Source organism: Planomonospora sp. ID91781 (genome assembly GCF_015711595.1).
Classification (GTDB): domain Bacteria; phylum Actinomycetota; class Actinomycetes; order Streptosporangiales; family Streptosporangiaceae; genus Planomonospora; species Planomonospora parontospora.
On sequence record NZ_JABTEY010000002.1, the window covers coordinates 2047454 to 2068195 of the forward strand.

General features: G+C 72.9%; 19 protein-coding genes. 14 read left to right on the plus strand and 5 right to left on the minus strand.

What is annotated here, in order from left to right:
• Positions 1 to 50: 50 nt before the first annotated feature.
• The gene (aceE, locus tag HS048_RS28305; protein WP_068898628.1) at positions 51 to 2798 is read left to right on the plus strand and encodes a pyruvate dehydrogenase (acetyl-transferring), homodimeric type; all 2748 of its coding nucleotides are present in this window, start codon (positions 51 to 53) and stop codon (positions 2796 to 2798) included.
• Positions 2799 to 2887: 89 nt separating this feature from the next.
• Positions 2888 to 4414: an alpha/beta hydrolase gene (locus tag HS048_RS28310; RefSeq protein ID WP_196469201.1), complete on the plus strand. Its 1527-nt coding sequence runs from the start codon at positions 2888 to 2890 to the stop codon at positions 4412 to 4414.
• A 22-nt stretch (positions 4415 to 4436) separates the two neighbouring features.
• On the opposite strand, the gene HS048_RS28315 is transcribed toward HS048_RS28310, so the two are convergent.
• Positions 4437 to 6248: a bifunctional serine/threonine-protein kinase/glutamate ABC transporter substrate-binding protein gene (locus HS048_RS28315; protein WP_196469202.1), complete on the minus strand. Its 1812-nt coding sequence runs from the start codon at positions 6246 to 6248 to the stop codon at positions 4437 to 4439.
• A gap of 207 nt (positions 6249 to 6455) precedes the next feature.
• Between HS048_RS28315 and HS048_RS28320 the strand changes: the two genes are divergently transcribed.
• Positions 6456 to 6686 carry a hypothetical protein gene (locus HS048_RS28320; RefSeq protein WP_068898634.1) on the plus strand — a complete coding sequence of 77 codons (231 nt, stop codon included), beginning with the start codon at positions 6456 to 6458 and terminating at the stop codon, positions 6684 to 6686.
• A 36-nt stretch (positions 6687 to 6722) separates the two neighbouring features.
• Here the strand turns inward: HS048_RS28320 and HS048_RS28325 are convergent, their stop codons facing one another.
• On the minus strand, positions 6723 to 7988 hold the full coding sequence (locus HS048_RS28325) for an amidohydrolase family protein (RefSeq protein WP_196469203.1): 1266 nt from the start codon (positions 7986 to 7988) through the stop codon (positions 6723 to 6725).
• Between the two features lie 74 nt (positions 7989 to 8062).
• On the opposite strand from HS048_RS28325, the gene HS048_RS28330 reads away from it, so the two are divergent.
• Positions 8063 to 8590, plus strand: a complete 528-nt coding sequence (locus HS048_RS28330) for a MarR family winged helix-turn-helix transcriptional regulator (RefSeq protein ID WP_068898638.1) — start codon at positions 8063 to 8065, stop codon at positions 8588 to 8590.
• Between the two features lie 168 nt (positions 8591 to 8758).
• Here HS048_RS28330 and HS048_RS28335 read toward each other — a convergent pair whose 3' ends face one another.
• Positions 8759 to 9145, minus strand: coding sequence for a VOC family protein (locus HS048_RS28335; protein ID WP_068898640.1), 387 nt, complete (start codon positions 9143 to 9145; stop codon positions 8759 to 8761).
• A 77-nt stretch (positions 9146 to 9222) separates the two neighbouring features.
• On the minus strand, positions 9223 to 9924 hold the full coding sequence (locus HS048_RS28340) for a YafY family protein (RefSeq protein WP_068898642.1): 702 nt from the start codon (positions 9922 to 9924) through the stop codon (positions 9223 to 9225).
• Positions 9925 to 10046: 122 nt separating this feature from the next.
• On the opposite strand from HS048_RS28340, the gene HS048_RS28345 reads away from it, so the two are divergent.
• The 9 genes from HS048_RS28345 (at position 10047) to HS048_RS28385 (ending at position 18586) form a co-directional block, all read left to right on the plus strand.
• Positions 10047 to 10469, plus strand: coding sequence for a hypothetical protein (locus HS048_RS28345; protein WP_230881906.1), 423 nt, complete (start codon positions 10047 to 10049; stop codon positions 10467 to 10469).
• A gap of 10 nt (positions 10470 to 10479) precedes the next feature.
• Complete coding sequence (locus tag HS048_RS28350) at positions 10480 to 11640, plus strand: glutathionylspermidine synthase family protein (protein WP_196469204.1); 1161 nt, start codon at positions 10480 to 10482, stop codon at positions 11638 to 11640.
• A gap of 65 nt (positions 11641 to 11705) precedes the next feature.
• The gene (locus tag HS048_RS28355; protein ID WP_084008556.1) at positions 11706 to 12191 is read left to right on the plus strand and encodes a DUF350 domain-containing protein; all 486 of its coding nucleotides are present in this window, start codon (positions 11706 to 11708) and stop codon (positions 12189 to 12191) included.
• Positions 12192 to 12344: 153 nt separating this feature from the next.
• On the plus strand, positions 12345 to 13454 hold the full coding sequence (locus HS048_RS28360; protein WP_068898935.1) for a CdaR family transcriptional regulator: 1110 nt from the start codon (positions 12345 to 12347) through the stop codon (positions 13452 to 13454).
• 118 nt (positions 13455 to 13572) lie between these two features.
• A complete protein-coding gene (locus HS048_RS28365; RefSeq protein WP_068898648.1) occupies positions 13573 to 14505 on the plus strand; it encodes an ACP S-malonyltransferase in 933 nt (310 codons plus the stop codon).
• Between the two features lie 73 nt (positions 14506 to 14578).
• Positions 14579 to 15532, plus strand: coding sequence for a beta-ketoacyl-ACP synthase III (locus HS048_RS28370; protein ID WP_068898650.1), 954 nt, complete (start codon positions 14579 to 14581; stop codon positions 15530 to 15532).
• Between the two features lie 73 nt (positions 15533 to 15605).
• Positions 15606 to 15845: an acyl carrier protein gene (locus HS048_RS28375; RefSeq protein ID WP_068898652.1), complete on the plus strand. Its 240-nt coding sequence runs from the start codon at positions 15606 to 15608 to the stop codon at positions 15843 to 15845.
• A gap of 53 nt (positions 15846 to 15898) precedes the next feature.
• On the plus strand, positions 15899 to 17131 hold the full coding sequence (fabF, locus tag HS048_RS28380) for a beta-ketoacyl-ACP synthase II (protein ID WP_068898654.1): 1233 nt from the start codon (positions 15899 to 15901) through the stop codon (positions 17129 to 17131).
• A gap of 12 nt (positions 17132 to 17143) precedes the next feature.
• The gene (locus tag HS048_RS28385; RefSeq protein ID WP_196469205.1) at positions 17144 to 18586 is read left to right on the plus strand and encodes an acyl-CoA carboxylase subunit beta; all 1443 of its coding nucleotides are present in this window, start codon (positions 17144 to 17146) and stop codon (positions 18584 to 18586) included.
• Between the two features lie 181 nt (positions 18587 to 18767).
• Here the strand turns inward: HS048_RS28385 and HS048_RS28390 are convergent, their stop codons facing one another.
• Complete coding sequence (locus HS048_RS28390; protein WP_068898656.1) at positions 18768 to 19262, minus strand: DUF3145 domain-containing protein; 495 nt, start codon at positions 19260 to 19262, stop codon at positions 18768 to 18770.
• Between the two features lie 385 nt (positions 19263 to 19647).
• On the opposite strand from HS048_RS28390, the gene HS048_RS28395 reads away from it, so the two are divergent.
• Positions 19648 to 20712, plus strand: a complete 1065-nt coding sequence (locus tag HS048_RS28395; protein WP_196469206.1) for a S8/S53 family peptidase — start codon at positions 19648 to 19650, stop codon at positions 20710 to 20712.
• The last annotated feature ends 30 nt before the right edge of the window (positions 20713 to 20742 follow it).

Below are 20742 nucleotides of genomic sequence, written 5' to 3' on the forward strand. Positions count from 1 at the left end.
GGATGGTGACCGACACCAGACAAAAGTCCATCCTCGGAAGGCGAGACCCAGTGGCTTCCGGACGCCAGCGTTTCTCGATCATCAGCGACGGCCTACCCAGTCAGCTCCCTGATGTCGACCCCAGCGAGACCCAGGAGTGGCTCGAGTCGCTCGACAACGTCGTCAAGACGGAGGGCCGCACGCGCGCCCGCTACTTGATGCTCCGCCTGTTGGAGCGGGCGCGAGAGCACCAGGTCGGCGTCCCCGGCCTGCGCAGCACCGACTACATCAACACGATCCCGCCGGAGCGCGAGCCCTGGTTCCCCGGCGACGAGCACGTCGAACGGCGGATCCGCGCCTACATCCGGTGGAACGCCGCGGTCATGGTGACCCGGGCCAACGCCCGCACCAACGTCGGCGGCCACATCGCCACCTACGCCTCGGCCGCGTCGCTCTACGAGGTGGGCTTCAACCACTTCTTCCGCGGCAAGGACCACGGCGAGTCGGGCGACCAGGTCTTCTTCCAGGGCCACGCGGCCCCGGGCATCTACGCCCGGGCGTTCCTGGAGGGCCGCCTCAACGAGGCGCAGCTCGACGCCTTCCGGCAGGAGCTGTCGCACGGCTTCCGCGGCCTGCCCTCCTACCCGCACCCGCGCCTCATGCCGGACTTCTGGGAGTTCCCCACGGTCTCCATGGGCCTGGGCCCGATCGGCGCGATCTACCAGGCGCGGTTCAACCGCTACCTGCTCAACCGCAAGGTCAAGGACACCAGCCGCAGCCACGTGTGGTGCTTCCTCGGCGACGGCGAGATGGACGAGCCCGAGTCGCTCGGCGCGATCGGCGTGGCCGCCCGCGAGGAGCTCGACAACCTCACCTTCGTCATCAACTGCAACCTGCAGCGCCTCGACGGCCCGGTCCGCGGCAACGGAAAGATCATCCAGGAGCTGGAGACCTACTTCCGCGGCGCCGGCTGGAACGTCATCAAGGTCGTGTGGGGCCGCGACTGGGACCCGCTGCTGGCGGCCGACGTCGACGGCGTGCTCGTCAACCAGATGAACACCACGCCCGACGGCCAGTTCCAGACCTACTCCGTCGAGTCGGGCGAGTACATCCGCGAGAACTTCTTCGGCGGCGACCCGCGCCTGCGCAAGATGGTCGAGCACCTGTCCGACGACGAGATCCGCAAGCTCTCGCGCGGCGGCCACGATTACCGCAAGGTCTACGCGGCCTTCAAGGCGGCCCGCGAGCACGTCGGCCAGCCGACGGTCATCCTCGCCCAGACCATCAAGGGCTGGACGCTCGGCAAGGACTTCGAGGCGCGCAACGCGACGCACCAGATGAAGAAGATGTCCAAGGCCGAGCTGAAGGAGTTCCGCGACCGGCTCTACCTGCCGATCCCGGACTCGGCGCTCGACGCCGACCTGCCGCCCTACTTCCACCCGGGCGAGAACGACCCCGAGATCGCCTACATGAAGGAGCGCCGCGCGGCGCTGGGCGGCTTCCTGCCCCGGCGCACGGTCCGCGCCAAGCCGATCAAGCTCCCCGGCGAGGCGGCCTACGCGCAGCTCAAGAAGGGCTCCGGCAAGCAGAACGTCGCCACCACCATGGCGTTCGTCCGCCTGCTCAAGGACCTCATGCGCGACAAGGAGATCGGCAACCGCTTCGTGCCGGTCATCCCGGACGAGGCCCGCACCTTCGGCCTCGACGCGATCTTCCCGACCGCGAAGATCTACTCGCCGCACGGCCAGACCTACGAGGCCGTGGACCGGGAGCTGCTGCTGTCCTACAAGGAGTCGACCGAGGGTCAGATCCTGCACGAGGGCATCAGCGAGGCCGGTTCGATGGCCTCGACGATCGCGGCCGGCACGTCGTACGCCACGCACGGCGAGCACATGATCCCGATCTACATCTTCTACTCGATGTTCGGCTGGCAGCGCACCGGCGACCAGATGTGGCAGCTGGCCGACCAGATGGGCCGGGGCTTCCTGCTCGGCGCCACCGCCGGCCGCACCACGCTGAACGGCGAGGGCCTGCAGCACGAGGACGGCCACACGCCCCTGATCGCCTCGACGAATCCCGCGGCGGTCTCCTACGACCCGGCGTGGGCGTTCGAGATCGGGCACATCGTCAGGGACGGCCTGCGGAGGATGTACGGCGAGACGCCGGAGAACGTCTTCTACTACCTGACCGTCTACAACGAGCCCTACCTGCAGCCGGCCGAGCCCGCCGACCTGGACGTCGACGGCCTGCTCAAGGGCCTCTACCGGTTCGCTCCGGCGCCGGCGGTCCAGGGCCCGAAGGCCAACATCCTGGTCTCCGGCGTGGCCGGGCCGTGGGCGATGGAGGCCCAGCGGATGCTGGCCGAGGAGTGGGGCGTGGCGGCCGAGGTCTGGTCGGCCACCTCCTGGTCGGAGCTGCGCCGTGAGGCGCTGGCCGTCGAGGAGCACAACCTGCTCAACCCGGACGCCGAGCAGCGCGTGCCGTACGTCACCCGGGCGCTGTCGAAGGCCCAGGGGCCGTTCGTGGGCGTCAGCGACTACATGCGGGCGGTGCAGGACCAGATCGCCCAGTGGGTGCCGGGAGACTGGACCTCGCTCGGCACCGACGGCTTCGGCCTGTCGGACACCCGCTCGGCGCTGCGCCGCCACTTCCACGTGGACGCGGCCTCGATCACCCTGGCCGTGCTCACCCAGCTCGCCCGGCGGGGCGAGCTCGACGAGGAGGTGCTGCGCGAGGCCATCTCCCGCTACCACCTCAAGAACGGCGTCACCGAGGCCGGCGGCGCCGAGAGCAACGACACCCAGTCGATGGGTCTGTGAGATCCTTCCGGGTGGGACCTCCCAGGTGGAGGCCCCACCCGGAACGGGACGGGTGCCCTGTCCGGGGTGACGCGGAGGGGGAGCACGTCATGCGAGCAATCCGGGCGGCGGCCGCGACCGCGGCGCTGGCCGCGGCACTGGCCGCCTGCAGCGGCGGGGACGGCGGCGACGGCGACGGGACGGCCGCCCCGAGCGGCTCCGCCGCGCCGTCGGGCCCGATCTCCTGGGGGCCCTGCACCGACATCAAGCGCGCCGACGGCCGGGGCGTCGCCACCCCCGCCCCGGACCAGCAGTGCGGGAAGCTGGCCGTGCCGCTCGACTACGCCGACCCCGCCGCCGGGACGATCGACCTCGCCCTCATCCGCGTCAAGGCCACCGGCCCCGGGGAGCGGATCGGCTCCCTGCTGTTCAACTTCGGCGGTCCCGGCGCCTCGGGCGTCGACACCCTGGCCCAGGCCGCCAAGGCCCTCGGCTCCCTCGGCGCCCGCTACGACCTGGTCAGTTTCGACCCGCGCGGGGTGGAGCGCAGCTCCGGCGTCCGGTGCGGCGGCACCGCGGAGATGGACGAGTTCACCTCCGTCGACAGCGTGCCCGAGGACGCGGCCGAGCGCGCGGAGATCGAGCGGATCACCGAGGAGTTCACCGCCGCCTGCGGCAGGACCTCCGGGAAGGTCCTGGCGCACGTCGGCACCGTCAGCGCCGCCGAGGACATGGACCGCATCCGCGCGGCGCTGGGCGACCAGCGGCTCAACTACCTCGGCATGTCGTACGGCACGCAGCTCGGCGCGGTCTACGCGACCCGCTACCCCGAGAAGGTGGGCCGCTTCGTGCTGGACGCCCCGCTGGACCCCAGCGTCTCGATGAAGGAGCGCACCCTGGTCCAGACGGCCGGTTTCCAGAAGGCCTACGAGGCCTTCCTGAAGGACTGCGTCAAGGACCGCCAGTGCAAGATCGGGCCGGACGCCGACGCCGCGAACCGGAACATCGAGGCGCTGATGGACCGGCTGAACGACGAGCCGCTCAAGGTCGGCGACCGGGAGCTCACCCAGGGGCTGGCGGGCACCGGCATCGCCGCCGCCCTCTACTCCGAGCAGACCTGGCCGCTCCTGGACCAGGTCCTGGCCCTGGCGGTCAAGGGCGACGGCCGGGGGCTGCTCTTCCTGGCCGACAGCTACACCGGCCGCGGCGCCGACGGCTCCTACAGCACGGTCATGAGCAGTTTCCCCGCCATCAGCTGCGTGGACACCGCCGAGCGGCCCGGCGACGCGGAGCTGCTGCAGACCGAGAAGCAGGCGCTGAAGATCTCCCCGCTGTTCGGCAGCGCCGGCATGGGGACCATCTGCTCGTCCTGGCCGGTCCCCGGCGACGACGCGGCCTCGAAGATCGACGCCTCCGGTTCCGCCCCCATCGTGGTGATCGCCGGCACCGGTGACCCCGCCACGCCGTACGAATGGGGGCCGAAGCTGACCGCGCAGCTGAAGACGGGCGTGCTGGTCACCTACAAGGGCGAGGGCCACGGCGCCTACCTGTCGGGCGACGCCTGCGTGAAGAAGGTCACCGACGCCTACCTGCTGGAGGGGAAGGTCCCCGCGGAGGGGACCACCTGCCCCGCGTAGCCGCCCCGCCCTGCCCCGGCGGCTACCGGCAGCGCTCGGGGCGGGGCCGGTCGGCCGCGAACCGGAAGTCCACCGCGCCGAAGTGGCGGTCCAGGAGCTCCGCCACGGTCCCGTCGGCGTACATCGCCGCGACGGCCCTGTTGACCGCCTCGCAAGCCCTGCGATCCCCCTGCCGGAGCGCCACGCCGTACGGTTCGCGGGTGAGCCTGAGGCCGGCGACCTTGAACCGCCCGTTCAGCCGGGCGCCGAACCCGGCGACCACCAGGTCGTCGCCGGGCAGCGCGTCGGCGGTGCCGTCGGCCACCTTGGCGGCGCAGTCCGCCATGTCAGGCGCCTCGACGCGCTCGACGCCGGCCACCCGGTCGATGATCAGCGCGGCGGTGGTCGAGCCGTGCGGGACGCAGAGCCGCCGGCCCCGCAGGTCCTCCAGGGAGGAGATCCCCGAGCCCGCGCGCACCAGCACGTCCCGCCGGGCCAGGTAGTACGGCCCGGCGAAGGCCACCCTGCGCCGGGTCCTGGGGTCGATCGAGAGGTTGGCGACGACCAGGTCCACCTCGCCGCTCTCGACCGCGGCCTCGCGGTTCACGCCCACGTCCTTGAACACGACCCGGCCGGCGGGCACCTTCAGCTCGGCCGCGATGCGCCGGGCCACCTCGATCTCGAAGCCGGCCGGAGGGCTGCCCAGGGCGACTCCGGGCAGGCCCGGGCGGTAGCCGATGGTGATCCTCCGCTCCGCCGCGATCCGGTCGAGCAGCGGCGAGCCGGTGGAGGGCGAGGGCGCCGGGGAGGTGGCGGCCGGCGAGACGGGCGCGGGCGTGGCCGCGGCGCCGGACGGGAGGTCGGGCCGGACGAGGGCGAACGCCGCGGCCAGGCCCGCGACCGCGGCCGCCGCCCCGCCCAGGACGAGGGGCCGGCGCCGGGGGAACCGCCGGGCCGGGACTCCGGCCCCGTCGCGGGTCAGGTCGGCCGTGGCGGCCTGGACGCCCTCGGCGAGCACCTCGTCGGAGACCTCCGCGCCGTCCTCGGCCGGATGGCCCAGCAGGCGCCTGAGCACCTCGTCCGCGGTGGGCCTGCGGGCCTGGTCCTTGCGCAGGCAGGCCGCGACGACCGCCCTCAGCCCGTCGGGGAGCCCGCTCAGGTCGGGCTCGTGGTTGATGACGCGGTTGAGCGTCGCCACGATCGTCTCGCCGCCGAAGGGCGCCCTGCCGGTGGCGGTGAAGACCATCGTCGACCCCCAGGCGAACACGTCGGCGGGGCGGCCGACCCGCTCCCCGGCGATCTGCTCGGGCGCCATGTAGGCGGGGGTGCCGACCGCCCGGGTGGTGATCGTCCCGCTCTCGTCGATGATCTTCGCGATGCCGAAGTCGACGACCCGGGGGCCGTCCGGGGCGAGCAGCACGTTGTCGGGCTTGAAGTCGCGGTGCGCGATCCCGGAGCGGTGGATGGCGGCCAGCGCGGTGATCGTGCCGATCGCCAGCTTCTCCAGCGCCTCCCCCGCCAGCGGTCCCTCGCGTTCGACGATCCGGCGCAGCGACGGGCCGTCGATCAGCTCGCTCGCGATGTACGGGGTCTCGCCGTCGAGGTCGGCGGCGAGCACGCGGGCGGTGCAGAACGCCTCCACCCGCCGGGCGGCGGCCAGCTCCCGGGCGAAGCGGGAGCGCGCGTGCGCCTCCCCGGTGAAGCGGACGTGCAGCAGCTTGACCGCGGCGCGCTCACCGCTGCCGGACTCCCCCAGGTAGACGACCCCCTGACCGCCCTCCCCCAGCCTGCCCCGCAGTTCGTAGTCCCCCAGCCGCGGCGGGTCCCCCGGCCGCAGTGGCACGATCTCCGACATCGCCGACCCCTCGTGACACGGCGCTTTGCCCGAACATTACACATCGCGGGCGGCCGGGGCCGGGGCGGCGGCCGGATCGAGATCACAGCGGTACCGCCGTGCCGCGACTTTCGTCGGCCGGGTGCGTGCCGAAGACGCTACCTCGGTCGGGGAGGTCGATCCCGTCGGCCGATCCCCGCGGCGTCCGGGCCCTCCTACCGTCGGCTCATGCGCAGTCCCATCCAGGCGCTGGGGGTCCTCCTGGTCCTCCAGGGCGTCAGCGGAACCATCGACCAGGTGGCCGTCCAGCCGTTCATGAGCCCGTTCCTCAACTTCTTCAACCGCGTGGTCGTCGAGCGGGTGGACTTCTTCGCCGGATACGAGATCTTCGCGAACCTGATCCTGGCGGTCCTGGGCGTCGTCGTGGTCGTCGCCGCGGACCGGATCCGGCCGTCGTGACGTCCTCCCCGGTGCGGCCCGGCGCCCGGGAGGAGGTCAGGCACCCGTCCCGGCCGCCGCCGCGAGCCGGGCCGCCGAGCGGGACACCCGGTCGAGCACGGCGGGCAGATCCGGGTGGAGCAGCCGGCCCGCCCGCTTCACGACCCGTCCGGCGACCAGTACGGTGTCCACGTCGCCCGGCCCGGCGGCGGTGACCACCGCGCCGACCGGGTCGTGGACCGGGGCCAGGCGGGGCGTGCCGGTGCGCAGCAGCACCAGGTCGGCCTGCTTGCCGGGGCGCAGCGAGCCGACCCGGTCCTCCAGGCCCAGCACGGCCGCCCCCTCGATCGTGGCCATCCGGAGCACCTCGGCGGCGGTCAGGGCGCCCCCGCGCACCCGCTCGGCCGCGAACGCGGCGCGCATGACGGCGAACATGTCCCCCGGAACGTCCACCACCGTGTCGACGCCGAGCCCGGTGGGGATCCCGGCCCGCCGGAACCTGCCGGTCTCCGGATGGCCGTGCCCCATCTGCATCTCCACCGCCGGTGCCACGGAGGCGGCGGCCCCGCTGTCGGCGATCAGCTTCACGGCCTCGTCGGTGAACCCGTTGCCGTGCACGAACACGGTGTCCGGGCCGAGCAGCCCGGCGTCGTGCAGCCGTTCGGCCGCGCCGGTCCCGGTCGCGTGCAGGCTGACCCGGAGCCCGAGTTCGCGGGCGAGCCGCCAGTCGGCCCGTGCCTCGTCCGGCGGCCCGTAGACCGGCCCCATGGCCGCGAGGGCCGGGGTGACCTGGCCGGACGTGCCGAGCAGCGCGGCGGTGCGCCGTACCTCGTCCTCCCGGCGCGCGCCGGGGGCGGGGTGGGCGTATCCGAAGACCGCCCGGATGCCGGAGTCCCGCAGGGCCTGGATCGCGGCGTCGGTGTGCTCCGGGGTGGACTGGATGTGCGACCAGTCGAAGACGGTGGTGACCCCGGCGTCGAGCGCCTCCAGCGCGCCCCACAGGCCGGCGGCGTGGACGTCCTCGGGCCGGTAGGCGGGGGCGAGGCGGCCGAGCACGAGCGCGAGGTAGTCGCCGAGCGTCGCGTCGGCCGCGGCGGCGCGCAGGGCGCTCTGCCAGAGGTGGCGGTGGGTGTCGACGAATCCGGGGAGCACGAGCATCCCGGTGGCGTCGATCGTCCGGTCGGCGGGCCGCGCGGCGGAGGCGCCGAGCCCCGGGCCGACGGCGGCGATCACCCCGTCCTCGACGAGCACGTCGGCCTCGGGCAGGGTCCGCGGCTCCGGTTCGGTGTCGATCACGGTTCCGCCGGTGATGAGCAGACGCACGGCAACCCCTTTTTCGATAGCAATCAGAAAAGCTTTTCTGAAAGCTATCAGGCCGGAGGGATACCCTCAACCCCATGGCAAGGGGAGAGATGGACCGGGTCGACGAGCTGGTCGCGGCCTGGCAGGCCGAGCTGCCGGGGGCCGCGACCGTCGAGCTGGAGATCGTCAAGCGGGTCGCCCGGCTGAAGCACCGCATCGAGGAGGCCACCCAGGCCGTGCTCGGCGGATACGGCCTGACCTACGCCGACTTCGACGTCCTGGCGACGCTGCGGCGGGCCGGCGCCCCGTACCGCCTCAAGCCCGGCCGGCTCGCCTCCCTGTCCTCGCTCACCACCGGCGGCACCAGCAACATCCTGCAGCGGCTCACCTCCGCCGGGCTCGCCGAGCGCGAGCCCGACCCCGCCGACGGGCGCAGCTCCTGGGTCCGCCTGACCCCCGAGGGCGTCCGGCTGACCGAGGAGCTCGTCGCGGCGACCGGCAGGGCCCACCGGGACCTCTTCGCGGACGTGCCCGGACCCGCCGCGCAGACCCTGGCCGGCCTCCTGCGCGAGGTGCTCCTCGCCCTCGGCGACCGGCCGGGCCCCTCCCGCGCCGACCGGTGAGGGCCCGCCGCGCGCGCCCGCGGAACGGACCCGGAGGGCCGCCTGCGACTCCGCGGCCCGTGTGCGCCCGCGGAACGGACCCGGAGGACGGCCTGCCACTCCGCGGGCGGGCCGGTGCGCGCCCACGGAGCGGATCCGGGGCGCCCGGAGCACCGGCCGCCCCGGCGGTCACGCCCCGGCCGCCGCGCCCGGCGGGGTGAAGACGCCGAACAGGTTGCCCGAGACGTCGCGGACGTAGGCGAAGTCGGGGCCGTGCTCGTTGCCGACGACCTTGCGGACGACCTCCCCGCCCAGGCTCTCCACCCGCGCGCAGGCGGCCTCGGTGTCGGCGACGACCACGGAGAAGACCGCGTGGCCGGGGAACGCCCCACCGCTGGCGTACAGGCCGCCCCTGGGCCCGTCGCCGCCGGGGTAGCCGACGAGCCGGTAGTCCATGCCGTTCTTCGCCGACCCCTCGTCGGTGGCGAAGGACCAGCCGAACAGCTCGCCGTAGAACTTCTCCGCGCCCTGCGGGTCGTCGGTGGCGATCTCGAACCAGGCGACGGTGTTGATCATCAGGTGTCCCTCTCGGAGCGATTTCCTCGAACACCTCTACGATGAACCGGCCCGGCGACAACCCTATGTCGGTGTTTTCAATCCAGTTCCGGATTTCCGAAGACCAGTCCCGGCACCTGCGGCGCGAACCGCTCCGGCGGGTGCTCGGGCGAGGGCTCGTCGGTCTCCTCCGCCCTGGCGATCCGGTCGAGCCGGAAGATCCGGGCGTCGCGGCGGAGCCGGCACCACCCCACGAGATACCAGTGGCCGCCGCGACCGCCCACGAAGACGGCGGGCTCCACCTCCCGGCGGGTCGCCTCGCCCTTGACGTCGGTGTAGTCGATCACCAGCACACGCCGGTGCAGCAGCGCCTGCTCGATCACCCGGGACACCCGGGGGTACGGCTCCGGCTCGGCGAGCAGGTGGACCCGGGCGGCCAGCAGCCTGGCCCGCTCCCCCTCCGGTGCGGGCATCGCGGCCACCAGCTTGCGCAGGGCGCTGCGGGCGTGCAGGGCGAAGGGGCTGCCGGAGGCCTCGCTGAGCGCCACGGCCACCGCGACCGCCTCGGCGGGGGTGAAGTTGAGCGGCGGCAGCGACATGCTCTTGTCCAGCACGTAACCGCCGCGCCTGCCGGGCTCGGCGTAGATCGGCACCCCGGACTGCTGGAGCGCGGAGATGTCGCGCTCGACCGTGCGCACGCTCACCTCGAACCCGGCCGCGAGCTCCCGCGCGGAGCGAGGCCGGGGCGAGGCCGCGCGCAGTTCCTCGACCAGGGCGTAGAGCCGATCGGTACGGTTCACACTCCGACGGTACGCGCCGCCACCGACACTCCACGCGAAAAGGGAACCTTCGGGCACCTTCAACCGGTTGAACAGTCAAAAGACCGCGGATACCCTGTCTCGACACTTCGCATTGGAGCTCGATGGCGCAGAAACACCCGATGGCCCGGAAACCCCCGCGCAAACCCGCTCGGCTGGAGCCGGGCGGCAAGACGTCCAAGGCCATAGTGATCTCCGGGATCACCGTCGTCTCACTGCTCATCGTCGGCGCGTGCGCGGCGCAGGACGACTACGAGGAGGTCGGGGCCGACTGCGTCAACCTCGACAACCGGCTGCCCGACGGCTCCTACGAGGTCGTGGACGAGGACTACTGCGACGACGACGGCACCGTCCGCTACCACGGCTCCCACGGCGCCTACGGCTGGTACTACGGCGGCGTCCGGACCGGCGCCCGGGTGGCCAGAGGCACCACCGTCAAGCCCTCCGACGTCAGCATCGTCAGCCGCGGCAAGGGCACCGTGATCCAGCGCGGCGGTTTCGGCGGCCGCGGCTCCAGCGGCGGCTGACCCCCCGGCCATGAGACGCGAGAGCTCGCCTCCCCGCGACGGCTGGGAGAAGACCATCGAGGGCCACGGCCTGGCCTACCACCGCTCGGCCCACCCCGGCGGCCTCGGCCGCCCCTACTGGGACGAGAGCGTGCACTACGTCTTCTCCATGGACGAGGTCCTGGCCCTGGAGGAGCAGGTCGACGAGCTGCACCGGATGTGCCTGCACGCGGTGGAGCACGTCATCGCCGCCGGCCGCTACCGCGACTTCGCGATCCCCGAGTGGGTCGCGCCGGAGATCGCCCGCTCCTGGGAGCGGCGCGACCCGCACCTGTACGGCCGCTTCGACCTGCGCTACGACGGCACGGGCCCGGCCAAGCTGCTGGAGTACAACGCCGACACGCCGACCAGTCTGCTGGAGAGCTCCGTCGTGCAGTGGTTCTGGCTGCAGGACGTCCACCCCGGCGGCGACCAGTGGAACTCCATCCACGAGCGGCTGATCGACCGGTGGCGGCGGCTCGCGGCCGAACTGCCCACCGGGCCCGCGCACTTCGCCTGGACCGCCATGGACGAGACCGGCGAGGAGGCGATGACCCTCGCCTACCTCCAGGAGACCGCCGACCAGGCGGGGCTCGCGACCGTCTCGGTGGCCATGGAGGACATCGGCTGGGACCCGCTCAACCTCCGTTTCGTCGACGTGGAGGGCCGGGTGATCCGGACCCTGTGCAAGCTCTACCCGTGGGAGTGGGCGGTCGCCGACCCGTTCGGGGCCGACGCCGTACGCCAGCAGGTCTCGATGACCTGGATCGAACCGCTGTGGAAGATGCTGCTGTCGAACAAGGCGCTGCTCGCGATCCTCTGGGAGCTGTACCCCGGCCACCCGAGCCTGCTGCCCGCCTACCTCGACGGCCCCCGCGACCTGCCCGCGCACATCGCCAAGCCGCTGCTGGGCCGGGAGGGCGCGGGCATGAGCATCACCGGCCCGGACGGGACCGTGCGGACCGGCGGCGGCTACGGCTCCGAGGGCTACGTCCACCAGGCGTTCGAGCCCCTGCCGGTCTTCGACGGCCAGCGGCCGGTGCTCGGCGCCTGGGTGGTCTGCGACGAGGCCGCGGGCCTGGGCATCCGGGAGACCTCCGGGCTGATCACCGACAACACCTCGTCCTTCGTCCCGCACCGCATCGGACCGTAGGCCGCGCAGGCCGCGCCCTCCGATCTTCCCAAGCACACCGAACCCCACAGCACGGAGAGAACCACATGAGCCCCAGCCCGCAGCCGGTCCCGCTCCCCACGCCGATCGGCGAGCAGACCATCTCCCTCGCCGAGCTCCTCGGACGGGGCTCGCTCGCCATCGCCTGCTACGCGGTGCTCGGCGTGATCCTGCTGATCATCGGCTTCTACGTGATCGACCTGGCCATCCCCGGCAAGCTGAGCCAGCTGATCAAGACCGACCGCAACCCCAACGCGACCCTGCTCACCACCTCCGGGCTGGCCGCCGTGGGCCTGATCGTCGCGGCCTCGATCTGGTCCTCCGGGGGCGCCCTGCAGGAGGGCCTGCTGGCCACCGCCGTCTTCGGGCTGGTCGGCATCGCCGTGCAGACCGTGGGGATGATCGCCTTCGACAAGGTCGCCGGCATCTCCGTCCGCGAACTGGTCGCCGAGCCCGACCTCCAGCCCGGCACCCGCCTGCTGGCCGTCACGCACGTGGCCATCGGCCTGATCACCGCCGTGGCCGTCATCTAGGCTCCCGCCGCACCGCACCGTACGGGTGCCCTACGGCGGGGCCGCTCCGCCCGCGACGGCGGCCGCGCGGCTCCCGCATCCCGGTCGACCTGGCACTCTTATTGCGTGAACGATCAGATCCGCGAGGACACCACGCGCAGGCTGGAACGGGCCATGGGCACCCTGGGCACGGCGGCCATGGCCAGGATGGAAGACCGGCTGCCGTGGTTCCGCGTCCTGTCCGCCGAGGACAGGTCCTGGGTCGGGCTGGTCGCGCAGGCCGGGATCGCCGCCTTCGTGGAGTGGTTCCAGCACGCCGGCGAGGGGCGCCCCACGCCCAGCATCGAGTTCTTCGGCACCGCCCCCCGGGAGCTGAAGCGGTCGATCTCGCTGCAGCAGACCGTGGACATCGTCCGGATCGTGGTCGAGGTGGTCGAGGCCCGGACCGGGGAGCTGGCCGCGCCGGGCGGGGAGGACCAGCTGGAGCAGGCGATGCTCCGCTACACGCGCGACGTCGCCTTCGCCGCCGCCCACGTCTACGCCCGCGAGGCGGAGGCCCGCGGAGCCTGGGACGCCCGCCTGGAGGCGCTGATCGTGGACGCGCTGGTCCGCGGCGAGGTGGACGACGGCCTGCACTCGTGGGCCGCCGCGCTGGGCTGGACCTCCTCCCCGGTGGTCGTGCTCGCCGGGCGGGCGCCCGACGACGACCCCCAGGCGGTGATCGACGGCCTGCGCGACCGGGGCCGCCGGGCCGGGATGGACATGCTGGCCGGGGTCCAGGGCGACCAGCTGATCGTGATCGTGGGCGGCGCCGACAGCGTCAACGCGGCGGCCAGGCACGTGGTGCCGCGCTTCGGCCCCGGACCGATCGTGATCGGCCCCGAGGTGAGCGACCTGCACACCGCGGCCAGCTCGGCGCGGGCGGCGATCGCGGGCCTGCGCGCCGCCGCCGGATGGCCGGACGCCCCCCGGCCGGTCCACTCCGAGGACCTGCTCGCCGAACGGGCCATCGACGGCGACGAGGCCGCCAGGAGCCAGCTGATCCAGAACGTCTACCTGCCGCTGGTCGGCACCCCGCTGCTCGACACGCTCGCCACGTATCTGGAGCAAGGTACATCGCTCGAAGCGACGGCTCGGTTACTCTTCGTACATCCGAACACGGTCCGCTACCGGCTGCGTAAGATCACGGAGTTGACCGGATACCAACCGACGGAGGGCCGCTCGGCGTTCACCCTGCAGGTGGGCCTCATCCTCGGACGGCTGTCCGAAACGTCCGCGATCTAATCGCCCCTTACTTAACCCGGGCGAAACCTCTGCCGTAGGTTTCCTACAAAAAACTGTGGACCAAGTTCGTTCGGATCTCTATCCATGTGGCTAACTTCTACAGGGCAGGCTGGATTTCGTGCTCGTCATCGTCGCTCCGGGCCAAGGCGCCCAGACCCCAGGCTTCCTGACCCCATGGCTTGAGATACCCGGCCTGGCGGACCGGCTGTCCGCCTGGTCCGAGGTCGTCGGCCTCGATCTGATCGCCTGCGGGACCACCGCCGACGCGGATGCGATCCGTGACACCGCCGTGGCCCAGCCGCTGCTCGTGGCCGCCGGCCTGGCCGCCGCCGAGGCCCTCGGCGTCCCGCTCGACCCGTCCGCGGGGGCGGAGGGCGCGCTCAGGCCCGGCCTCGTCGCGGGCCACAGCGTCGGCGAGCTGACCGCCGCGGTCCTGGCCGGGGTCCTCACCCCCGAGCAGGCCCTGACCCTGGTGCGCGAGCGCGGCCAGGCCATGGCCAAGGCCGCCGGGGTGACCGAGACCGGCATGGTCGCGGTGCTCGGCGGCGTCGAGGACGACGTGCTCGCCGCGATCGACAAGCACGGGCTCACCCCGGCCAACATCAACGGCGCCGGCCAGATCGTGGCCGGCGGCACCCTGGAGCGGCTGGAGGAGTTCAGGGCCGAACCGCCCGCGCGGGCCCGGCTGATCCCGCTCTCGGTCGCGGGGGCGTTCCACACCTCCCACATGGCTCCGGCCGTCGACCACCTGCGCGAGGTCGTCGCCTCGATCACCCCTCGCGACCCGTCCGTCGCCCTGCTGTCCAACGCCGACGGCGCCGTGGTAGCCGACGGCGGCGAGTTCCTGGAGCGGCTGATCAACCAGGTCGCCAACCCCGTGCGCTGGGACGCCTGCATGGCCACGATGGCCGACCGGGGCGTCACCGCGATGGTCGAGCTGCTCCCCGGGGGCACGCTCACGGGTCTGGCCAAGCGCGCCCTCCGGGGCGTGGCCACCGTGGCGCTGAAGACCCCCGACGACCTGGACGCCGCCCGGGCGGTCCTGCAGTGAACCGGTGCGCACCCGGCGGAACCGGTGCGGTGGCGCGAACGGCCCGTACGGCGAACGAGGAGCTGATCGACGGATGAAGGTCTCGCAGGGCGCCCCCGGCGCGAAGATCCTGGCCTTCGGCCACTACCAGCCGTCCAAGGTGGTCACCAACGACGACCTGTCGAAGACGATGGAGACCAGCGACGAGTGGATCCGGAGCAGGGTCGGCATCCAGGAGCGGCGGATCGCCGAGGCCGAGACCGAGATCGACCTGGCCGTGCAGGCCGGCGGCAAGGCCCTCGCCGCGAGCGGGCTGCCCGCCTCCGACGTCGACCTGGTGATCGTCGCCACCTGCACCATGGAGACGCAGATCCCCAACGCCGCGGGCAGGGTCGCCACCCGGCTCGGCATCGACGCCCCCGGCGCGCTCGACGTGAACACCGCCTGCTCGGGTTTCTGCTACGCCCTGGCGGTCGCCAACGACGCGATCCGCGCGGGGTCGGCCACCAACGTGCTGGTCATCGGCACCGAGAGGTTCTCCCCCTGGATCGACTGGACCGACCGGAGCACCGCGGTGATCTTCGCCGACGGCGCGGGCGCCGCGGTCGTCGGCCCGTCCGACACCCCCGGCATCGGCCCGGTGGTCTGGGGCAGCGCCGGCGACAAGGCCGACGCGATCATGGTCAAGGACCGCCACTCCTTCCTCCAGCAGGAAGGCCAGACCGTGTTCCGCTGGGCGACCACCGCGCTCCACCCGGTGGCCAGGCAGGCGTGCGAGCGTGCCGGGGTGGACCCCGCCGAGCTCGCGGCCTTCGTGCCCCACCAGGCGAACGTGCGCATCATCGAGGCCATCGCCCGCAGGATCGGCGCCGACAACGCCGTCGTCGCCAAGGACATCGTGCTGGCGGGCAACACCTCCGCCGCCTCGATCCCGATGGCCCTGTCCCGGATGATCGAGCGCGGCGAGGTGCCCTCGGGCGGGCTCGCCCTGCTGCTCGGCTTCGGCGCCGGCCTGACCTACGCCGGTCAGGTCGTCGAGATCCCCTGAGAAGACCCCCTGAGACCTGCGCGGCCCCGCCGCGCGGACCGAGAAGAAACCGACCCCAAGGAGAACACGCGACATGGCCATGACCGAGCAGGAGATCCTCGCTGGTATCGGCAAGATCATCAACGAGATCACCGGCATCCCGGCCGCCGAGGTCACCCCGGAGAAGAACTTCGTGGACGACCTCGACATCGACTCGCTGTCCATGGTCGAGATCGCCGTCGCCGCCCAGGACGAGTTCGGCGTCGAGATCCCCGACGACCAGCTCAAGCACCTCAAGACCGTCAAGGACGTCATCAACTTCATCCAGGGCTGACGGGGGCCGTCCCCGACCGCACCCTCGGACCGCACGAACAAGGAGCGCAGAACGTGAGTAAAGACCAGGTACGTGTCGTCGTCACCGGGCTCGGCGCGACGACGCCCCTCGGTGGAGATGTCGCCTCGACCTGGTCGGCGCTCCTCGCCGGTCGGTCCGGGGTACGCACCATCACCGAGGACTGGGCCGACTCCGTCCCGGTGAAGTTCGCCGCCTTCGCCGCCGTGGACCCGACCGAGGTGCTGCCCCGGCCGGAGGCACGGCGGCTGGACCGGGCCGAGCAGCTCGCGCTCGTGGCGGCCCGCGAGGCCTGGGCCGACGCCGGGATCGAGAAGGTCGACGCCGAGCGGCTCGGCGTCGTCGTGGGCAGCGGGATCGGCGGCATCACCACGATCCTCGCCGCCTACGACACCTTCAAGGAGAAGGGCTGGCAGCGGCTCTCGCCGTTCACCGTCCCGATGCTGATGCCGAACGGCCCCGCGGGCTGGATCGGCATCGAGGTCGGGGCCCGGGCCGGCGTGCACGCCACCGTCAGCGCCTGCGCCACCGGCGCCGAGTCGATCGGCTACGCCATCGAGATGATCCGCTCGGGCCGGGCCGACGTGGTCGTGGCCGGTGGCACCGAGGCGGCCATCCACCCGCTGAACATCGGATCGTTCGCCGCGATGCGCGCCATGTCCACCCGCAACGACGACCCGCAGGGCGCCTCCCGCCCCTGGGACAGGAGCCGGGACGGGTTCGTGCTCGGCGAGGGCGCGGGCATCGTCGTGCTGGAGTCCGAGGAGCACGCCCGGGCCCGCGGCGCCAAGGTCTACGCCGTCGCCGCGGGCGTCGGCTACTCGGCCGACGCCCACCACATCGCGCAGCCGGAGCCGACCGGAGCCGGGGTCATGCTGGCCATGCGCCGGGCCCTGGCGAACTCCGGTCTCACCGGCCAGGACATCAAGCACGTCAACGCGCACGCCACCTCCACCCCCGCGGGCGACGTGGTGGAGACCGTCGCGATCAAGGAGGTCATCGGCGGCCACCCGCTGGTGACCGGCACCAAGTCGATGACCGGCCACCTGCTCGGCGGCGCCGGCGGCATCGAGTCGGTCTTCACCGTCCTCGCACTGCACGAGCGGATCGCCCCCGGCACCATCAACGTGGACGACCTCGACGACGGCATCGAGGTGGACCTCGTGCTCGGTACCCCGCGCAAGCTGCCGGACGGCCAGATCGCCGCGATCAACAACTCCTTCGGGTTCGGCGGACACGACGTCGCCGTCGCCTTCACCAGCCTCTGACAGGAGCCCGCCATGACTGTGCTCGAGAACAGATCCGCCGAAGGCACCGGGGTCGCCGAGACCGCCCAGGCCGCCGAGGAGGCCGCCGATCCGCGCGATCCCCAGGTGCGCCTGGCCGCCCTCCTCGACGAGGGGTCGATCCGGCTGATCACGCCGGTGGACCGCAGCGGTGTGCTCGCCGCGATGGGCCGCATGGAGGGCGTGCCCGTCGTCGTGTTCTGCAGCGACGCCCGCGTCCAGGGCGGCGCCATGGGCAGCGAGGGCTGCGAGCACATCGTGCACGCCTACGACGTCGCGGTCCGCGAGCGGGTCCCGGTCGTCGGCGTGTGGCACTCCGGTGGCGCCCGCCTGGCCGAGGGCGTCGAGTCCCTGCACGCCGTCGGCCGCGTGTTCGCCGCGATGACCCGCGCCTCCGGTGTGATCCCGCAGCTCTCCGTGGTCGTCGGCCCCGCCGCCGGCGGCGCGGCGTACGGCCCGGCGCTGACCGACATCGTGATCCTGGCCCAGGAGGGCCGCATCTTCGTCACCGGGCCCGACGTGGTCCGCAGCGTCACCGGTGAGCAGATCGACATGGCCGCGCTCGGCGGCCCGGAGCCGCACAGCAAGCGCAGCGGCGTCGTGCACGTGGTCGCCAAGAGCGAGACCGACGCCTACCTGCAGGCCCGCCGGCTGGCCGTGCTCCTGGGCCACCAGGGCCGCATCCGCACCGAGGTCGAGGAGGTCGACTTCTCCGGCCTGCTGCCGGAGAACGTCCGCCGCGCCTACGACGTCAAGCCCCTCGTCAAGGGCCTGCTGGACGAGCCCGGGGTGGAGCTGCACCCCAAGTGGGCGCCGAACATCGTCACCACGCTGGGCCGCCTCGGGGGCCGGACCGTCGGGGTGATCGCCAACAATCCCATGCGGCTGGGCGGCTGCCTGGACTCCGCCTCCGCCGAGAAGGCCGCCCGCTTCGTGCGCATGTGCGATGCCTTCGGGGTGCCGCTGATCGTGCTGGTGGACGTGCCCGGATACCTGCCCGGGGTCGGCCAGGAGCACGACGGCGTGGTGCGCCGCGGTGCCAAGCTGCTGCACGCCTTCGCCGAGGCCTCCGTGCCGAGGGTCACCCTGGTGACCCGCAAGGCCTACGGCGGCGCCTACATCGCGATGAACTCCCGTTCCCTGGGAGCGACCAAGGTGTTCGCCTGGCCGACCACCCAGGTGGCGGTGATGGGCGCGCTGGCCGCGGTGCGCATCCTCAAGCGCCGCGAGATCGCGGCGGCTCCGGAGGAGGAGCGCTCGGCCCTGGAGGCGCGGCTCGCCGAGGAGCACGAGGTCCTCGCGGGCGGCCTGGACCGGGCCATCGAGCTCGGCGTGGTGGACGAGGTGATCAAGCCCGAGGAGACCCGCGGCGCCATCGCCAAGATCCTCGCCCAGGCCACTCCCGCCCGCGGCGCCCACGGCAACATCCCCCTGTAACACCCCTGACGGCCGACGGCCCCGCACGGATCGCTCCGTGCGGGGCCGTCGGCGTTTCCCACCGGGCGGCACCGGCCCGGGGGCGGTCACGGGCTCCCGGCACGGCGGAACGCCTCCGGAGCGCTCCAGGGACCGATGAGGTGCGGGTGAGGCGCGGGAGGAGGAGACGGCGGATCCGGCCTCAGACGGCGGCGTGCAGCCAGCGGACCGGGGCGCCCTCTCCGGCGTAGCGGAAGGATTCGAGCTCCTCGTCCCACTGCTTGCCGAGCAGCCGGTCCAGCTCCTCCTCCAGGACCACCCGGCCCTGGCGGGCCAGCAGCATGGCGGAGCGCAGCCGGTCCTCGGGCACGAGGATGTCGCCCGTGGCCCCGATCACCGCCGTGAAGGCGCCGAGCGTCGGAGTGTAGGCGTGGCGGGACCCGTCGGAGCCCGGGGAGGCGTCCTCGGTGACCTCGAAGCGGATCCGCTGCCAGCCCATCAGCGAGGAGGTGATGGCCGCGGCCGTCCCCACCCGCCCCTCCCACTCGGCCTGTGCGCGCACATGGCCCGGCGCGGCGGGCTGCGGCGTCCACGTCAGGTCTACGGGCACGCCAAGGACACCCGCGACCGCCCATTCGATATGAGGGCACAGCGCGGGCTGAGCCGAGTGGACGTAAAGCACGCCACGAGCAGACACCGGACCTCCCGTTTCGTACGAGGTGCGCCTTCCCCAACGGCCTCGTGCGCGGATGATCACAAGTGACTGTAGGAGAGACTACCGTCGGTCGCGACGTCGCACCAGAGGGGGGTCATGCCGAGATGGTGCGTCGCGAGTGTCTCTCGTATCGCGGCGGGCGGGCCGTACCGTTTCGATCCGAGGAGTCCGTTCCGTTTCTTTACCGGGCTTTGCGAATGCATTACCGTGACCACCGCCGAACTCGATCTGGTGTTCCCGTTCGGGAACGCCTCGGGAGACGGGGCCGACGGAAAGAAATCCCCGCTTCCGCTCCCCGGCGATCCGTGTGGGGCATGGTCGGAGAAGAGGATTTCCACCGACGCGGTGACCGACACCGGAGGACCAGATGGACGCCGACATCGTGCGGGTCGAACCCGTCCCGGGCTCGCCGGCCCTGATCAGGGCGGGTCAGCTGCTCACCGACGCGGCCGGGATGGAGGCCGTCTCCCGGTGGACCGCCGCGGCGGCGGAGGCCGACGGGGTCTTCCGGATACGGCTCTCGCCCGGCGTGGACGTCTGCGACCTGACGGCCATGGTCCGCGACCGGGGCCACCGGGCCTCCCCCAACCACATCCTGATGGGCCAGCCCCTCTTCTTCGGCGGCCCGGCGTCCCGCCCCTTCCCGGCCGCCCCGGCGTCCGCGCCCCTCCCTCCCTCGCCTCCGGACGAGGACCCCGTGACCGTGGCGGTGCTCGACACCTGCCTGACCGCGCACCCGTGGTGGGAGAAGAGCCCCTGGTTCCTGGAGCGGCGGCGCGAGCTCGGCGAGGCCCCCGACGCGGACGGCGACGGCGTGCTGGACGCCCAGGCGGGGCACGGCACCTTCGTCGCCGGGCTGGTCCTGCGATCGGCCCCCGGAGCCCGACTCCACCCCCTCCAGGTGCTGGACGGGCACGGCGTCGGCGACGAGGCGGGGCTGCTGCGGGCGCTGGCCCGGCTCCGCGCCGACCCGCCGCAGGTGCTCAACCTCTCCTTCGGCTGCCACACCTTCGACGACCGGCCCTCCCCTCTGGTGGAGGCGGCACTGGGCGGGCTGGCCGGCACGGCGGTGGTCGCCTGCGCCGGCAACACCGCCTCGGACCGCCCGTTCTGGCCCGCCGCGCTGCCGGAGGTGGTCGCCGTGGGCGCCCTGGACGCCGCGGAGGAGGACCGGGCGCCCTTCTCGGCCTACGGCCCGTGGGTGGACGCCTGCGCCCAGGGCGAGTGGCTGACCAGCGCCTTCCTGGAGTACGGGGCCTTCCGCGGCTATGCGCGCTGGAGCGGCACCTCCTTCGCCGCCGCCGTGGTGGCCGGGGCCGTCGCCGCGGCCGCCCGGGACGTGGCGCCGAAGGAGGCCGTGGCCCGCGTCCTCGACCCGCGCGGCACCCGGAAGATCTCCGATCTGGGGACCGCCGTCCCCCTCCCAAGGTAAAGTCTCCACCCGAAGTGATCAGGCGGGCAC

Bases quoted from the DNA above. Each gene is read 5' to 3' on its own strand.
- HS048_RS28310 (WP_196469201.1), top strand. From the start codon at position 2,888: ATGCGAGCAATCCGGGCGGCGGCCGCGACCGCGGCGCTGGCCGCGGCA.
- HS048_RS28315 (WP_196469202.1), bottom strand. From the start codon at position 6,248: ATGTCGGAGATCGTGCCACTGCGGCCGGGGGACCCGCCGCGGCTGGGG.
- HS048_RS28320 (WP_068898634.1), top strand. From the start codon at position 6,456: ATGCGCAGTCCCATCCAGGCGCTGGGGGTCCTCCTGGTCCTCCAGGGC.
- HS048_RS28330 (WP_068898638.1), top strand. From the start codon at position 8,063: ATGGCAAGGGGAGAGATGGACCGGGTCGACGAGCTGGTCGCGGCCTGG.
- HS048_RS28335 (WP_068898640.1), bottom strand. From the start codon at position 9,145: ATGATCAACACCGTCGCCTGGTTCGAGATCGCCACCGACGACCCGCAG.
- HS048_RS28345 (WP_230881906.1), top strand. From the start codon at position 10,047: ATGGCGCAGAAACACCCGATGGCCCGGAAACCCCCGCGCAAACCCGCT.
- HS048_RS28350 (WP_196469204.1), top strand. From the start codon at position 10,480: ATGAGACGCGAGAGCTCGCCTCCCCGCGACGGCTGGGAGAAGACCATC.
- HS048_RS28355 (WP_084008556.1), top strand. From the start codon at position 11,706: ATGAGCCCCAGCCCGCAGCCGGTCCCGCTCCCCACGCCGATCGGCGAG.
- HS048_RS28360 (WP_068898935.1), top strand. From the start codon at position 12,345: ATGGGCACCCTGGGCACGGCGGCCATGGCCAGGATGGAAGACCGGCTG.
- HS048_RS28370 (WP_068898650.1), top strand. From the start codon at position 14,579: ATGAAGGTCTCGCAGGGCGCCCCCGGCGCGAAGATCCTGGCCTTCGGC.
- HS048_RS28375 (WP_068898652.1), top strand. From the start codon at position 15,606: ATGGCCATGACCGAGCAGGAGATCCTCGCTGGTATCGGCAAGATCATC.
- HS048_RS28385 (WP_196469205.1), top strand. From the start codon at position 17,144: ATGACTGTGCTCGAGAACAGATCCGCCGAAGGCACCGGGGTCGCCGAG.
- HS048_RS28395 (WP_196469206.1), top strand. From the start codon at position 19,648: ATGGACGCCGACATCGTGCGGGTCGAACCCGTCCCGGGCTCGCCGGCC.